A 16,434-nucleotide genomic window follows, 5' to 3' on the forward strand; every position below is an offset into this window, starting at 1 on the left:
CCGTCGTCGCCCTCGCCGCAACCGTCATCTTCTGGCTATGACACAAGAACGAGTCCTGACCCTTGCACGCGCAGGCCGCTCCTCGGGCAATGCCGCCTTTGACGCTTATAAGGCCGATACCCTGCGCCGCTTGGAAGAAGAGCAAGACGCGTTCGAAGCTTTCTTGCAGCGCCTGCGTGAAGCCAAAGACAAAACCGAATTCGACAGCTTCATGCAAGACCGCGCCCGCAAAGGCTCGCAGACCACCGAAAGCTCGGATGAGGCCGCGCGCAGCCTGGCACGCACTGCAACCGGCATCGCCGGCGGCGCTCCGGCCTCGGACCCAACCGCCCGCCGGGGCGAATACTAAGCCCAGCGCCCTTTGGGCATGAGCCATGACCAAGGACCAGAGGCGCGGCACTCCCGCGCCTCTTTTTCGTGCAACCACCCCTCTGGCCCCTAAGTGTCCACCATCCCGGCATAATCGCGGGAAGGCCCTTCCCAATTGGCGCCATCTTCGCGCAGAGTAAGACGGTCTTATGAAAGCCGCTTGGCGCGGCGGCTTTGCCTTGCTAGGCTGCGCGCCGAATGCTTTCCACCGCTTGCCTGAGCTGCCCTTACTTGCCTGCTCTCATCGCCGATCTGTGCCCCTTACCCCATTCAGTCAGTTGAGATGCGCCATACACTTCCCATCGCGCCACAGTTTTATGTGACGGCCCCACAACCCTGCCCCTATCTTGAGGGCCGGATGGAGCGAAAGCTGTTCACCGCTTTGCAGGGCGATCATGCGCAGCGGCTGAATGATACGCTCTCCAAGCAAGGCTTCCGGCGCAGCCAGAATGTGCTTTACCGCCCCTCTTGTGCGGAATGCTCGGCTTGTCTTTCTGCCCGCATTCGCGTGGCCGACTTCCAGCCCAGTCGCAGCCAAAAGCGCGTATTGAAACGCAATGCCGAACTGCAGCGCCATCCCACCAGCCCTTGGGCGACCGAAGATCAATTCGAGCTGTTCCGCCGCTATCTCGACAGCCGCCACGCCGATGGTGGCATGGCGGATATGGATATTTTCGAATTCGCCGCCATGATCGAAGAAACCCCGATCAAAAGCCGCGTGATCGAATACAGCCGTGCACCGCTGAAGGGCGAGCGTGGCCGCCCCTTGGCCGCGGTCTGTCTGACCGATGTCTTCGATGACGGCTTGTCGATGGTCTACAGCTTCTATGATCCTGACCTGCAGGCGCAATCTTTGGGCACCTATGTAATCTTGGACCATATCGCCATCACGCAAGAGGCAGGGCTGCCTTACGTCTATTTGGGCTACTGGGTGCCGGGCAGCCGCAAAATGGGCTATAAGGCGGGCTTTGATGCGCTTGAGATCTACAAGGGGGGGCATTGGCAACCCGTGGGCGATCCGGCCAATCACCGGGCCGAGCTGCACCCGCTTTCGGTGGACCCGATTGCCGAGCAAGTGGCGCGCATCTCCCTGCCGGATGCCCGCGTGACACGCGACTAACCGGCCAATTTATCCGGCAAGCAAGGCCCAGCGCCTTGAGGCTTTTTGCCCCCATTACGGAGGCACTTTGCAAGGCAGCCGAACCGCAACCGCGCCAATCCGACAATTCTCGCCCCTCGCCGCATCGCGCAATTGACGCGAATCCGTCTAGGCTTTTAGCTGACCCTCTTCGTCCGCCTTTTCAGGCCGAAGCGCATAGGCCTCGGCTCAGGAGGTCAAAGAGGGGTAAGCCGTATGTCAGTGCTTCTGACGTTGTCGCGCCTGATTGATCGCGTCAACGAACGAATTGGTAAAATTGCAGGCTATGCCATCTTGCTGGCCATCTTGGTCAGCGCGGGCAATGCGGTGATCCGCAAAGTTGCCCCGCGCCTTTCCTCAAACGCGTGGCTTGAGATGCAGTGGTATCTCTTTGGCGCGGCCTTTCTGCTCTGCGCCGGGTTGGTGCTGCGGCAGAACGAACATATCCGCATCGATATCCTATACGCCGCCCTCTCCAGACGGGCCCAGCATTGGATCGACCTTTTGGGCCACCTTTTGTTCCTCGCGCCCTTCTGCCTTTTGATGCTTTACCACCTCGGCCCCTATGCGCTGAAATCCTTCCGCTCGGGCGAGATGTCGACCAATGCGGGCGGGCTGATCATCTGGCCGGCCAAAAGCCTGCTCCTGATCGGCTTTACCCTCCTAACGCTGCAATGCCTGTCAGAGATCATCAAGAAGATCGCCGTGATGCGCGGGGTGATCGAGGATCCCACCCCCTTCGTCTCTTCCCATGACAGCGCCAAGGCCGAGGCTGAAGCGCTGATCGAGGAGATCAAGCAATGATGGAGCTTATCGCGCAGAACATGGCGCCGATCATGTTCATCTCGCTGATCTTCTTTCTGATCATGGGCTATCCGGTGGCCTTCTCGCTTGCCGCCCATGGCTTGGTCTTCTTCGTGATCGGGGTCGAGCTGGCACCGCTTTCCAACGGCACCATCACGCTGGACTGGCCACTCTTGCGCACCCTGCCCGATCGGTTTTGGGGCATCATGTCGAATGAGACCCTGCTCGCCATTCCCTTCTTCACCTTCATGGGGGTGATTTTGGAACGCTCGGGCATGGCCGAGGATCTTCTCGACACCATCGGCCAACTCTTTGGCCCGGTGCGCGGCGGCCTTGCCTATGCGGTGATCATCGTGGGGGCGCTGCTTGCGGCCACCACCGGAGTTGTCGCCGCTTCCGTCATCGCGATGGGGCTGATCTCTTTGCCGATTATGCTGCGCAATGGCTATGACCGCTCCACCGCTTCGGGGGTGATTGCCGCCTCGGGGACATTGGCACAGATCATCCCGCCAAGCCTTGTGTTGATCGTGCTCGCAGACCAATTGGGCCGCTCGGTGGGCGATATGTATGCGGGGGCTTTGATCCCCGGTCTGGTGCTAACCGGTCTTTACATGGCCTATGTCTTCGTCCTCACGATCTTCAAACCCAAGCTCCTGCCCGCTTTGCCGCCCGAGGCGCGGACTTTGGGTTATGGTGTCACCTCGCTGGCGGTGGCCTTGCTGGTTTGCGCGGGCATCACTTGGGCCGCACATCATTGGCTAGAGCCGACCTATGGCGCTGATGCCGATATGCTGGGCTTTGTGGTCGCGGTGCTGGTTGTCTATGCCTATGCGCTTATGGACCGTGCCACAGGGCTCAACAGCCTCAGCCGTCTGGCGCAGCAAGTGATCATCGTGCTGATCCCGCCTTTGGCTTTGGTCTTCCTTGTCCTCGGCACCATCTTCCTTGGCATTGCCACCCCGACCGAGGGCGGCGCGATGGGGGCCGTGGGCGCTTTGGTCTTGGCCCTGATGAAGCGGCGGCTAAACTGGGCAGTGATCAGCCATGCCGTGGCCTCGACCGCGCGGCTTTCGACCTTCGTGATGTTCATCTTGATCGGGGCGCGGGTCTTCTCGCTGACCTTCTACGGCGTCAACGGCCATATCTGGGTCGAGCATCTTTTGGTCTCGCTGCCCGGAGGCGAGTTGGGCTTCCTGATCTTCGTCTCAGTCCTCGTGTTCTTTCTGGCCTTCTTCCTCGACTACTTCGAGCTGGCCTTCATCATCGTGCCTTTGCTGGTGGCCCCGGCCTTGGCGCTGGAGATCGACCTGATCTGGTTTGGCGTGATCTTGGCGGTCAATATGCAGACCTCCTTCATGCACCCGCCCTTCGGCTTTGCTTTGCATTTCCTACGCTCGGTCGCCCCACGTCTGCCCTATCAGGATAAGGTGACAGGCCAGACGATGGCCCCGGTGAAAACCAGCCAGATCTATATGGGCGCGATCCCCTTCTTGGTGATCCAGCTTTTCATGATCGGGGTGGTGATCGCCTTCCCCGGCATGGTGATGCATTACAAAGACGCCCCAGTGGATCCTGCCAGCGTCACCATCACTTTGCCACAAGGTGCTGGGGTTGGTGGACTGGGCGAAGGATTGGGCGGTGGCATGGGGGGTGGGCTTGGCGGAAGCTTGGGCGCGCCCAATTTGGGGGCACCCGCCTTGGGATCTCCGGAACTCGGCGCCCCTGCCCTCGGATCCCCAGTCGTTGGAGCCCCTGCCGTCGGTTCCCCTGCCTTGGGCACTCCTGACCTAGGCGCGCCAGCTTTGGGCGCACCCGATCTGGGTGACGCCCCGGCTCCCGAGCAGCCCTCCACTTCTGAGGTTCCGGCCGAGACGACGCCCTAAACCCGCTTGCCGCATTGCCAACAAAAAGGCCCCGGCTAAACCGGGGCCTTTTCCTATTCTGTGCCGTGAAGCTTACAGCTTACCGGCGTTTTGTTGGATCATCATATAGGTGTCGTAGTTATACTCGGCCACCTGCGCCCAAGTGTAATGCTCGGTGCGGAAGGCCTTGATCGAATCCCAGATCTTCTTGAAGCCCGCATTGCTGGCCTCGATCTCGGCATAGGTGGCATTGGCTGCCTCAAAGCAGGCATCCAAGATCTCTTTCGAGAAGGGCTTCAACAGCGCGCCCTGTGCCACCAAGGATTTGATCGCGGGCGGGTTCTTAAAGTCATATTTCGCCAGCATATCAGCATCGACCGCCCGCGCGGCGGTGCGCAGCAAGGATTGATACGAGGCGGGCAGCCCCTCGTAAGCGGCTTTGTTGAAATAGAAATGCACCGTCGGGCCGCCTTCCCACCAACCGGGATAGTAGTAATGCGGCGCGACCTTCACGAAGCCGAGCTTTTCATCATCATAAGGCGTGGTCCATTCCGCCGCATCGATGGTGCCCTTCTCGAGCGCCGGATAGATATCCCCCCCCGCAAGCTGTTGCGGCACCACGCCCAGACGCTCCAGCACCTTGCCAGCAAAGCCACCGACGCGGAACTTCAGCCCCTGAAGATCGGCCACGGTGTTGATCTCTTTGCGGAACCAGCCGCCCATCTGCACGCCGGTATTGCCGCCCGGGAAGCCCACGATGTTATGCTGGGCCAAGAATTCGTTATAAAGCTCAATCCCGCCGCCGTGGTAATGCCACGCATTGATCCCGCGGGCCGAAAGCGAGAACGGCACCGCCGCCGCCAAGGCCCAAGTCGGATCCTTGCCGAAATAGTAATAGCCCACCGAATGGCAGGCCTCGACCGCGCCATCGGTCACCGCATCAGCGGCTTGCAGGCCGGGAACGATCTCACCGGCGGCAAAGGGCTGGATGGTGAAATTGCCATCCGTCGCCTCAGAGACAAATTTGGCCAGCGTATCGGCGCCGCCATAGATCGTGTCCAGCGATTTGGGGAAGGATGAGGTCAGCCGCCACGTCACTTTCGGCGTGCTTTGGGCAAGGGCCGGCGCGGCCAGCGCTGCGGCACCTGCTGCCGCAACACCTCCGACACTGGCTTTGGTCAAAAAGGAACGACGATCCATAGGGTCTCCTCCATATATGACGGGCAGACCCATTCAGCGCAGGTCGGCCAAAGTCTTAAGGAGCCTAACTGCCGCCTTTAACGTTGCAAGAATTTCTTACCAGATCGGCGGGGATTGCTGCCCTCCGATCCGGAGAGCAGCTTTCGGTTTAAAGCGCGGCGCTCAGATCAGGCCTTCAGCGCGCATCGCAGCCTGCACGGCGGGACGCTCGGCCACACGGGCGCGCAAGGCGTTGATGCGCGGGAAGGCGGCAAGATCATGGCCCAGCATCTTCGACCAGTTGGTCACGGTGAAGAAATAGGCGTCCGCAGGCGAATAATCCGCGCCGGTCAAGAAGGCGCGATCATCACCCAACTGCTCTTCGACCAAGGCCAGCCGCGCATCCAGCGTTGCGGTTTGCTTAGCCTTAGCCTCACCGTCCAAGCCATAGAAGAAGGGCGCGTAATTCTTATGGATCTCGGTCGAGACGAAATTCAGCGCTTCTTGCAGACGCGCGCGACCCAAAGTGCCCGCCGCCGGCAGGCTGCCAGGCTTGGCGCTGTCCATAACATATTGCATGATCGCCACGCCTTCGGTCAGGATCTCGCCATTGTCCAACTCAAGGGTCGGCACGGCGGCACGCGGGCTGATCTTACGGAAATCCTCGCCGGATTCGGTTTTCTTGGCGCGGATATCGACCTTCTCGACCGAATAAGTGGCCCCGACCTCTTCCAAAGCGATATGCGAGGCCAAAGAGCAAGCGCCCGGCGAATAATAGAGTTTCATCGTCAATCCTCCAGCTGCGCCCATCGCAGCTTTGACCTTTACCTATGGCAATGCGAAGCTAAGGCAAGACATGGCGCGGACTCACCAGCGCACAACCGCCACCGCATCTGTGCGCGATTGCGAAAATTGCGCCCCTCGCTGCGCACCAGCAATAAAAGTTCAATTTCACACCCTTCCCGGACATGAAACATGCGCTTTTGCGGTTGACGCCCCCTTTTGCCCACCATAGTGTCCCCAACGTAAGCCAAAGAGGCCGTGATGCTGCACATTCTAGTACTTGATGAGACGAGGCGCGTGGGTCGGTAACGGCAGCCATATCTGGCAACCATGCGCCCCCGGGAACCAACCCCGGGGGTTTTTCATTGGCGATAGACAGCAGACGATGGCGCACGGAACAGTAAGGATGACGGCGATGACAAGGTCGATGACCGGCGCGAGAATGGTGGTTCAGGCTCTGAAGGATCAGGGGGTCGAGGTCGTCTTCGGCTATCCCGGCGGTGCTGTCCTTCCGATCTATGACGAAATCTTCCAGCAAAACGACATCCGCCACATTCTTGTGCGTCACGAGCAAGGCGCTGTGCATATGGCCGAGGGCTATGCCCGCTCGACCGGCAAGCCGGGTGTGGCTTTGGTGACTTCGGGCCCCGGTGCCACCAATGCGGTCACCGGTCTGACCGATGCTTTGATGGATTCGATCCCGATCATCGTGCTGACCGGGCAAGTTCCGACCTTCATGATCGGCACCGATGGCTTCCAAGAGGCCGACACCGTTGGCATCACCCGCCCCTGCACCAAGATGAACTGGCTGGTGAAGGATACGGCAAAGCTGTCCGAGACCATCCACCAAGCCTTCCATGTTGCTACCCAAGGCCGCCCCGGCCCGGTGCTGATCGACATCCCAAAAGACGTGCAATTCGCCACTTCGGAATATGTGCCGCCCTCGAAGGCCCGCACCGATCACTACCAGCCCAAAGTCAAAGGCGATCTCGACGCCGTGACCCGCATGGTCGAGATGCTGGAGACCGCCGAGCGGCCCTTGTTCTACACCGGCGGCGGCGTGATCAACTCGGGCAAAGCCGCCAGCCAGCTTTTGGTGGAATTTGCCGATGCGACTGGCATTCCGGTCACCTCGACCCTGATGGGTCTCGGCGCCTACCCGGCCTCGGGCAAGGGTTGGATCGGCATGCTGGGCATGCATGGTCTTTATGAGGCCAACCTTGCGATGCATGGCTGCGATCTGATGATCAACGTCGGCGCGCGCTTTGACGACCGCATCACCGGGCGGATCTCGGATTTCTCACCGAAGTCGAAGAAGATCCATATCGACATCGACGCCTCCTCGATCAACAAGGTGATCCGCGTTGATCTGCCGATCGTCGGCGATGTCGGCCATGTGCTGGAAGATGCGCTGAAGATCTGGAAAGCCCGTGGCCGCAAGGTCAACAAAGAGGGCATCGCCAAATGGTGGGCGCAGATCGAAGAGTGGAAGAAGGTCAAATGCCTCAGCTATGAGCCCTCGACCACCACGATCAAACCGCAATACGCGCTGGAGCGGCTTGAGGCATTGACCAAGGGCTATGACCGGTACATCACCACCGAAGTGGGCCAGCACCAGATGTGGGCGGCGCAGTTCCTTGGGTTTGATGCGCCGAACCGCTGGATGACGAGCGGTGGCTTGGGGACCATGGGCTACGGCCTGCCCGCCTCGATCGGCGTGCAGATCGCGCATCCGGAAGCTTTGGTCATCAACGTCGCCGGTGAGGCGTCGTGGCTGATGAACATGCAAGAGATGGGCACCGCGATGCAATTCCGCGCCCCGGTGAAGCAGTTCATCTTGAACAATGAGCGTCTGGGCATGGTGCGGCAGTGGCAAGAGCTTCTGCACGGCGAGCGCTATTCCTCTAGCTGGTCGGAATCTCTGCCCGATTTCGTGAAACTGGCCGAGGCTTTCGGCTGCAAGGGCATTCAAGTCTCGGACCCCAAGGATCTGGATGATGCGATCCTTGAGATGCTGGCCTATGACGGCCCGGTGATCTTCGATTGCCGCGTTGAGAAGCATGAAAACTGCTTCCCGATGATCCCCTCGGGCAAGCCGCATAATGAGATGCTGCTCTCGGCCGATGCCAGCGCCTTCAAATCGGGCGCCGTGCTGGTGTGATCTTCGGGCTGGGGGCCTTGCCCCCAGACCCCCAGGATATTTTTAGACAGATGAAAGGGCAGCAAATGTCTGCGCTAAATATCAAGAAGGGCGCGACCAGCCATTCGGCCTATGACCTACGGGACAGCCATATGCAGGTCGAAGAAAGCCATACGCTTGCGGTCATCGTCGAGAATGAACCGGGTGTTTTGGCGCGGGTGATCGGGCTGTTCTCCGGTCGCGGCTATAACATCGACAGCCTGACCGTGGCGGAAGTGGATCACACCGGCCACCGCTCGCGCATCACCATCGTGACGCGCGGCACGCCTGCCGTGATCGACCAGATCGAAAAGCAGCTGAGCCGGATGGTGCCGGTGCATGCGGTGCATGACCTGACCGCCGAAGGGCCGTCGGTGCAGCGGGAACTGGCTTTGATCAAAGTCGTCGGCAAGGGCGACGCGCGGATCGAGGCTTTGCGTCTGTGCGAAATCTTCCGCGCCAAAGTGGTCGATTCCACGCTGGAAAGCTTCATCTTCGAGATGACCGGCACGCCCGAGAAGATCGACGCTTTCGCTGATCTTCTGCGCCCCTTGGGCCTTTCTGAGATCGCCCGTACCGGCGTTGCCGCCCTGTCGCGCGGTTTTTGATATCTGATCCCTGCCCCGGAGCTGATCCGGGGCAAGTCTCCCCAAGGCTTACGCGCCAGTGAACTTCGGGCTGCGCTTTTCCAAGAAAGCCGCAACGCCCTCGCGGAAGTCTGCGGTCGCGCCACAGCGCCCCTGCAGATCGGCTTCCAAGGCCAAAGCCTCTCCCAGATCCAGATCGAACGAGCCGCGCAAAGCCTTTTTCACCGCGGCATAGGCCGTGGTCGGCCCCTTTGCCAAATGCGCGGCGCGTGCTGCTACGACGGCAGCAAATTCCGCATCCGGCACCGCCTCCCAGATCATCCCCCAATCCGCCGCCTGCCGGGCCGAGATCTTATCGGCGAAAAGCGCTGCCCCCATCGCGCGGGCAAGGCCAATCTGGCGCGGCAACCAATGGGTGCCACCCGCGTCTGGCATCAGGCCAATGCGGGTGAAGGCTTGGATGAAGCTTGCCGATTCCGCCGCAATCACGACATCGCAAGCCAAAGCCAGATTGGCCCCCGCCCCCGCCGCCGCGCCATTGACCGCCGCAATCACCGGCACCGGGCTGTCGGTGATCAGCCGCAGGAGCGGGACATATTCCTCATTCAAGATGCGGGTGAAATCCACCGCCGCGATCGAGCCGGTGTCCTGCAAATCTTGGCCCGAGCAAAAGGCCCGTCCCGCCCCGGTGATCACAATCGCCCGCACGCTTTGGTGCAAGGCACGCAAGGCCTCGGCCATCTCCAGCCGCAAAGGGCGCGAGAGGGCGTTCATCACCTCGGGCCGGTTGAGCGTGATGGTGCCGACGCCCTCGGCCTCGGTCACAGTGATCGTCTGATAGGTCATTTCACGCCCCTCCGCTTTGGGCCAAGGATGGCGCGGAGGTCGCCGCAGGGAAAGAGGGACGCGGCGTCAAAAGCGCTGCGGATCAGCGCTTCAAGATCTCATCCAGCCGCGCTTGCTCGGCCGCTGTCAGTGGCTCTTCGCCCCGGGTCTTGCGACGCGTGGATAGCAAAACGCCGCCCGCCACCAACAAGGTGACCGGCCCAGCCAGCCATAGGATCAGGTTGGTCCCCGATTTCGGCGGGTCAAAAAGCACGAACTCACCGTAGCGCGCCACGAGGAAATCGAGGATCTCGCTATCACTGTCGCCCGCCAAGAGCCGCTCGCGGATGATCAGCCGCAGATCGCGGCTGATCCGGGCGTCACTATCGTCAATGCTTTCGCCCTGACACACCGGGCAGCGCACCGAGCGGCTGATCGCCCGCGCCCGCGTCTCCAGCACCGGATCATCCAGCACCTCATCGGGCTGCACGGCCCAAACCGGGATCAGGGCCTGCGGTGCCACGATCAGCGCCCCCGCCACCAGCAATGCTTTGCCAAAGCGCATCATTCTGCGGGCACTCCTGCTGGTTTGCGCGCCCCTGCGGCAACGCGGTAGCGCCTGTCGGTCAGGCTGAGCGCGCCGCCCAAGGCCATCAGGATCGACCCGGCCCAAATCCAATTGGCAAAGGGTTTGATATAGCCGCGCACCGCCCAGCCGCCGCCTTGCTGCGGATCGCCGATCACCAGATAGAGGTCGCGCAGGAAGCCGTAATCAATGGCCGCCTCGGTCGTGGGCATCGCTTGCACCGGATAAACCCGCTTTTCAGGGTAAAGCACGGCGACCGGCACACCCGCGCGGCTCACTTCCAGCTCGGCCATGGTCGAGAGGTAATTCGGCCCCTCCACTTCATTCACCGCCCGCAAAGTGACCTCATAGCTGCCCAAAGGATAGCTCTCCCCCAAGCGCGCCACGCGGATATCCTCAATCGCCCAAGCGTTCATCGCAGCGCAAGCAAAGATCGTGACGCCCAAGCCCGCATGCGCCACTGCCTTGCCCCAATCGGCGCGCGGCAGGCGGCGCAAGCGGCCAAAACGGTCGCCCGACCGCCCGGTCCGCTGCCACAAATCCCAAAGCGCCCCAAAGACCACCCAAGCCCCCAAAGCGGCGCCAATCGGCCCAAGACCCGAGCGCCCGGTTTGCATCGCAAAGGCCAAGCCGCCAATCGCCACCGCCAAAACCGCTACCGGGCCAAGGCTGCGCATCGCCCGGCCAATATCGCCGCGCTTCCAAGCCAGCATCGCCCCCGGCGGCAAGATCACCGCCAGCGCCACAAAGAACGGCGTGAAGGCCGCGTTGAAGAAGGGCTCGCCCACCGAAATCGTGCGCCCGCTGGTCATCTCGGCCACCAAGGGCCAGATTGTGCCGATAAAGACGACCAAGGCCGAGACCGCCAGCAGGATGTTATTGACCACCAAGGCGCTCTCGCGGCTGACCAGCCCGAAAAGCCCCTTGGCCTGCATCGCCGAGGCGCGGAAGGCAAAAAGCACCAAAGCGCCGCCGGTGAAGAATGCCAAAATCCCAAGGATAAAGAGACCACGTTGCGGGTCCGAGGCGAAGCTGTGCACCGAAGTGATCACGCCCGAGCGCACGATAAAGGTGCCGATTAGGCTGAACCCAAAGGCCATGATCGCGAGAAGGATCGTCCACGCCTTCAGGCTCTCGCGCTTTTCCACCACGATGGCACTGTGCAGCAAAGCCGCCGCCAAAAGCCAAGGCATGAAGCTGGCGTTCTCGACCGGATCCCAGAACCAAAAGCCGCCCCAGCCCAACTCATAATAGGCCCACCAAGAGCCCAGAGCGATACCGATGGTCAGGAAAACCCAAGCCGCCAAGGTCCAAGGCCGCACCCACCGCGCCCATGCCGCATCAACTTTGCCCTCGATCAAAGCCGCGACGGCAAAGGAAAACGCCATGCTGAGGCCAACATAGCCGAGATAAAGGAAGGGCGGGTGAAAGGCCAAACCGGGGTCTTGCAGCAAGGGGTTCAGATCCTCGCCGTCCAAAGGCGGCACGGCGAGGCGCAGAAATGGATTCGACGTGAAGATCGAGAAAGCCAAAAAGGCCACGCCAATCGCGCCTTGCACCGCAATCACCCGCGCTTTCAACGCCACCGGCAGGTTCTGACCAAACCACGCCGCCGAAGCGCCAAAAAGCGCCAAGATCAGCACCCAAAGCAGAAGTGACCCCTCGTGGTTGCCCCAAACGCCCGAGACTTTGTAAAGCATCGGCTTCAGCGTGTGCGAGTTGGCCGTCACCACCGCCAGCGAGAAATCCGAAGTGACAAAGGCCCGCGTCAGCACCGCAAAGGCAAAGGCGACCAGCAAAAACTGCGTCACCGCAGCTGGCCCGGCCATCGCCATCAATGCAGCATTGCGCCGATGCGCGCCCCATAGCGGCACCACGGCCTGCACCACTGCCACCATAAACGCCAGGATCAGCGCAAAATGCCCAAGTTCGACAATCATCCGGTTCTCCTGAGGACTTGGCGCTATTCTACCGAAGCCCCCGCCGGCTTCCAATGCCCCTCAGACGGCCTCGGGGCCATTCCGCACCACCTGTGCGCATGAGCCGCAGTCAAACCGCTAAACCACCCCGTTATCAGAATATCCCCGCCAAAGGCGCCTCCCCCAGCCACGCCCCGGCATCGGCCTGCCGCGCCCAGCCTGCCAAGGCCCCTCGATGGGGCCGAGGCAGGCCCACCCCCTCTGGCAAGGCGCCGCGCGCCGGTGTATCGCTGACACCCAACGGAGGACCTTCATGACCAGAACCATCCTGATCGGCGCCCCAATCGATTCCGGCCAAAAGCGCCCCGGCTGCCTGATGGGGCCAGCCGCTTACCGGGTCGCTGGCATTGCCAAGGAAATCGCATCCGAATTGCACAGCGTGGAAGATTGGGGCGATCTTGCTCTGCCCGCACTGCGCCCCGCCGTTTGCGACAACCCCGTGGTGCACCAGTTGGCTGAGACGATCGGCTGGTCCGAAGTGCTCTCGGCCCGCGTGGATGAAGCCCTGACCGCAGGTGGTTTTCCGATCATCATGGGTGGCGATCACTCGCTGGCCTTGGGCTCAGCCGCGGGCGCCGCGCGCTATGCGCAAAAGCAAAACCGCCCGCTTTACCTGTTGTGGCTCGACGCGCATTCCGATTTCCATACGCCGCTCACCACCACTTCGGGCAATCTGCACGGCACGCCCTTGGCCTATATCAACGGCCGCGACGGCTTTGACGCCTTCCCGCCCTTCCCCGCGCCGGTGCCCGCGCAGCGCATCTGCATGTTCGGCATCCGCTCGGTCGATCCGGCCGAACAGGCCGCCATGCAAGAACGTGACATCTTCATCAATGACATGCGCGTCATTGATGAACGCGGGATCGTCGCCCCTTTGCGTGAGTTCCTCACCCGCTGCCGTGACGAAGACGGCATGCTGCATGTCAGCCTTGATGTCGACTTCCTCGATCCCTCAATCGCGCCTGCGGTTGGCACCACAGTCCCCGGCGGCACCACCTTCCGCGAGGCGCATCTGGTGATGGAGCTTTTGCACGAATCCGGCCTTGTCACGAGTCTCGACCTCGTCGAGCTGAACCCCTTCCTTGACGACCGGGGCATGACGGCGCGGCTCATGGTTGACCTTGTGGGCAGCCTGATGGGCAAAAAGGTTTTCGACCGCCCGACCCGCTCGAAGTAACGTCCAAGCCAAAAGCAGCCGCGCCAAATTTCGCCCCCCTGCAGGCCTTGAGACAATGACACCCAAACCAGCGCCGCAAAGCGCTGGTTTTTTTGACTGTTTTTCCCAGTTTTCCCAAGGATTTATGAGACGGATCGTCACGCATCCCCTTGGAATGCCCCCCCACCATTGCACCCCACCTGCGGTATGGTGTAACTTGGCCCCAACAAAATCTTGGGCCCAAAGGGCCAGCAAGGGCAGACCGTGACCGATACACCCGAAGATACTGAAATCACTGGTGAAAACCCGGACGAACCCATCCGGCACGGACCTCAGGTCGATATCGTCCATGAGATGAAGACGGCCTATCTCGATTACGCGATGAGCGTGATCGTGAGCCGCGCGATCCCCGATCTGCGCGACGGTCTGAAGCCGGTGCACCGGCGCATCTTGTTCGCGATGAGCGAGACCAACAACGGTCACGACAAACCCTACCGCAAATCGGCCCGTCCGGTTGGCGACACGATGGGTAAGTATCACCCGCACGGCGACAGCGCGATCTATGACGCTTTGGTGCGGATGGCGCAGCCCTTCTCGATGAGCCTGAAACTGCTCGACGGTCAGGGCAACTTCGGCTCGATGGACGGCGATGGTGCGGCGGCGATGCGCTACACCGAGGTGCGGATGGACAAGCCCGCCGCCTTCTTGCTGGCCGATATCGACAAAGACACCGTTGATTTCCAAGACAACTACGACGGCAAAGACCGCGAGCCTACGGTTCTGCCGGCGCGCTATCCGAACATGCTGGTCAATGGTGCGGGCGGCATCGCGGTGGGTATGGCCACCAATATTCCGCCGCATAACTTGGGCGAAGTGATCGATGGCACGCTGGCCATGATCCAAAACCCCGACATCAGCATGGAAGCGCTGATGGACATTATCCCGGCGCCCGATTTCCCAACCGGCGGGCTGATCTTGGGCCGCTCGGGCGCGCGCAAAGCCTATCTTGAGGGGCGCGGCTCGGTCATCATCCGCGCCAAGACCCATATCGAAGAGATCCGTAAGGACCGCTGGGCCATCGTCATCGACGAAGTGCCCTATCAGGTCAACAAAGCGCGGATGATCGAGATCATCGCCGAGCTGGTGCGCGACAAGCGCATCGAAGGCATCTCGGGTGTGGCCGACGAATCCGACCGCGTCGGCATTCGTGTGGTGATCGAGCTGAAGCGCGACGCGACGCCGGATGTGGTCTTGAACCAACTCTTCCGCTTCACGCCAATGCAAACCAGCTTTGGCTGCAACATGCTGGCGCTGAACGGCGGCCGCCCGGAAACGCTCACCTTGCGCGATTTCCTTAGCTATTTCATCACCTTCCGCGAAGAAGTTGTTGCACGCCGCACCGCGTTTGAACTGCGCAAAGCACGCGAACGCAGCCATATCCTTTGCGGTCTGGCGGTCGCTGTCTCGAACGTCGATGAGATCGTGGCCACGATCCGCGCCTCGGCCGATCCGGCAGAAGCCCGCGACAAGCTGATGAGCCGCCGCTGGCCCGCGCATGACATCGCGCCCTATATTCGGCTGATCGACGACCCCAGCCATACGATCAATGAAGACGGCACCTATAACCTGTCGGAAATTCAAGCCCGCGCCATTTTGGAACTGCGTCTGCAGCGCCTGACCGCGATGGGCGTCAAGGAAGTCACCGACGAGCTGGAAGAACTGGCCGCTAAGATCAAGGATTACCTTGATATTCTCAGCTCGCGCGACCGGATCATGGGCATCATCTCGGATGAGCTGAATGAGGTGAAGCAACTCTTCGCCGTGCCGCGCCGCACCGAGATTGTCGACTGGGCCGGCGATATGGAGGATGAAGACCTCATCGAGCGCGAGGATATGGTCGTGACCATCACCTCGGGCGGCTATATCAAGCGCACCCCCCTCGCCGAGTTCCGCCAGCAAAATCGCGGCGGCAAGGGCCTCGCTTCGATGGCAACGAAAGAGGATGACGTTGTCACCTCGCTCTTCGTGGCGAACACCCACACTTGGCTCTTGTTCTTCACCACCGATGGCATGGTCTATAAGATGAAGACCTGGCGCCTGCCGCTGGGCAGCCGCACCGCCAAGGGCAAGGCTTTGGTCAATATCCTGCCGATCGAAATGGGCGTCAGCATCGCCTCGGTGATGCATGTCGATGCGCCCGAGGATGAATGGGACAATCTGCAAATCGTCTTCGCCACCTCGGATGGCGATGTGCGCCAGAACGATCTGTCGGACTTCACCAATGTGATGCGCAACGGCAAGATCGCGATGAAGCTGCCCGAGGGCGTAAGCTTGGTGAATGCTGCCATCGCCGATGAGAATGACGATGTGATGCTGGTCACCAATCTGGGCCGCGCCATCCGCTTCTCGACGCAAGAGATCCGCGTCTTCAAATCGCGCGGCTCGACCGGGGTGCGTGGTATTCGTCTGAGCGAAGGCGATAAAGTCGTCTCGATGTCGATCGTGCGCCACTTCGAAGCCGAGGCCGATGAGCGCGCCGCCTACCTCAAGCAGCGCCGCTTGATGGCCGGTGTGACCGAGGACGAATCGGATGACGAAGACGACGGTGTGGCGGCAGGTCAGCTGAGCCCAGAACGCTATGCCGAAATGTCGGCGGCCGAGGATCTGATCTTGACCGTCACTGCCGGCGGTTCGGGTAAGCTCTCGTCTTCGCACGATTATCCGGTGCGTGGCCGTGGTGGCATGGGCGTGAAAGCGATCTCACCCGGCCCGCGTGGCGGTAAGATCGTGGCCTCCTTCCCGGTGGAACTGGCCGACCAGATCATGCTCGCCACCTCGACCGGGCAATCAATCCGGGTGCCGGTGGAGCAGATCTCCTTCCGCTCCCGTTCGGCCGGTGGCGTGCGGGTGTTCAACACCGGCGCCGAGGAAGAGGTCGTCTCGGTGGCCCGCGTGGCCGAACAAGGCGAGGATGAGGCGGAGTGATC

General features: G+C 61.2%; 13 protein-coding genes. 8 read left to right on the top strand and 5 right to left on the bottom strand.

All coding sequences use genetic code 11. From position 1 onward, the window contains the following. From Q9295_RS16530 to Q9295_RS16545, 4 genes are all read left to right on the top strand, one after another. On the top strand, positions 1-349 hold a 349-nt coding region (locus Q9295_RS16530), incomplete at its 5' end, for a DUF2852 domain-containing protein (RefSeq protein WP_306681697.1). A gap of 303 nt (positions 350-652) precedes the next feature. Next, positions 653-1,489: an arginyltransferase gene (locus Q9295_RS16535; protein ID WP_306681698.1), complete on the top strand. Its 837-nt coding sequence runs from the start codon at positions 653-655 to the stop codon at positions 1,487-1,489. 234 nt (positions 1,490-1,723) lie between these two features. Continuing rightward, positions 1,724-2,311 (top strand): TRAP transporter small permease subunit, encoded by a 588-nt coding sequence (locus tag Q9295_RS16540; RefSeq protein WP_306681699.1) that lies wholly within the window; start codon positions 1,724-1,726, stop codon positions 2,309-2,311. Beyond that, on the top strand, positions 2,308-4,194 hold the full coding sequence (locus tag Q9295_RS16545; RefSeq protein WP_306681700.1) for a TRAP transporter large permease: 1,887 nt from the start codon (positions 2,308-2,310) through the stop codon (positions 4,192-4,194). The genes Q9295_RS16540 and Q9295_RS16545 overlap by 4 nt, the downstream gene beginning before the upstream one ends. Before the next feature lie 72 nt (positions 4,195-4,266). On the opposite strand, the gene Q9295_RS16550 is transcribed toward Q9295_RS16545, so the two are convergent. Next, entirely contained in the window at positions 4,267-5,373 is a 1,107-nt protein-coding gene (locus tag Q9295_RS16550) for a TRAP transporter substrate-binding protein (RefSeq protein WP_306681701.1), read from the bottom strand. 162 nt (positions 5,374-5,535) lie between these two features. Continuing rightward, complete coding sequence (gene gstA / locus Q9295_RS16555; protein ID WP_306681702.1) at positions 5,536-6,138, bottom strand: glutathione transferase GstA; 603 nt, start codon at positions 6,136-6,138, stop codon at positions 5,536-5,538. 412 nt (positions 6,139-6,550) lie between these two features. Between gstA and Q9295_RS16560 the strand changes: the two genes are divergently transcribed. Both Q9295_RS16560 and ilvN read left to right on the top strand, forming a co-directional pair. Next, the gene (locus tag Q9295_RS16560) at positions 6,551-8,296 is read left to right on the top strand and encodes an acetolactate synthase 3 large subunit (RefSeq protein ID WP_306681703.1); all 1,746 of its coding nucleotides are present in this window, start codon (positions 6,551-6,553) and stop codon (positions 8,294-8,296) included. 65 nt (positions 8,297-8,361) lie between these two features. Next, positions 8,362-8,922: an acetolactate synthase small subunit gene (ilvN, locus tag Q9295_RS16565; RefSeq protein WP_306681704.1), complete on the top strand. Its 561-nt coding sequence runs from the start codon at positions 8,362-8,364 to the stop codon at positions 8,920-8,922. Positions 8,923-8,970: 48 nt separating this feature from the next. Here the strand turns inward: ilvN and Q9295_RS16570 are convergent, their stop codons facing one another. From Q9295_RS16570 to Q9295_RS16580, 3 genes are all read right to left on the bottom strand, one after another. After that, positions 8,971-9,747: an enoyl-CoA hydratase-related protein gene (locus Q9295_RS16570; RefSeq protein WP_306681705.1), complete on the bottom strand. Its 777-nt coding sequence runs from the start codon at positions 9,745-9,747 to the stop codon at positions 8,971-8,973. Positions 9,748-9,829: 82 nt separating this feature from the next. Then, positions 9,830-10,294 (bottom strand): cytochrome c-type biogenesis protein, encoded by a 465-nt coding sequence (locus tag Q9295_RS16575; protein WP_306681706.1) that lies wholly within the window; start codon positions 10,292-10,294, stop codon positions 9,830-9,832. Then, entirely contained in the window at positions 10,291-12,252 is a 1,962-nt protein-coding gene (locus Q9295_RS16580) for a heme lyase CcmF/NrfE family subunit (RefSeq protein WP_306681707.1), read from the bottom strand. The genes Q9295_RS16575 and Q9295_RS16580 overlap by 4 nt, the downstream gene beginning before the upstream one ends. Before the next feature lie 292 nt (positions 12,253-12,544). On the opposite strand from Q9295_RS16580, the gene rocF reads away from it, so the two are divergent. Beyond that, entirely contained in the window at positions 12,545-13,468 is a 924-nt protein-coding gene (rocF, locus tag Q9295_RS16585; RefSeq protein ID WP_306681708.1) for an arginase, read from the top strand. A gap of 243 nt (positions 13,469-13,711) precedes the next feature. Next, positions 13,712-16,432, top strand: a complete 2,721-nt coding sequence (gene gyrA / locus Q9295_RS16590) for a DNA gyrase subunit A (RefSeq protein ID WP_373457477.1) — start codon at positions 13,712-13,714, stop codon at positions 16,430-16,432. Positions 16,433-16,434 lie beyond the last annotated feature (2 nt).

It is taken from the genome of Pseudogemmobacter lacusdianii (genome assembly GCF_030848395.1).
GTDB lineage: Bacteria > Pseudomonadota > Alphaproteobacteria > Rhodobacterales > Rhodobacteraceae > Pseudogemmobacter > Pseudogemmobacter lacusdianii.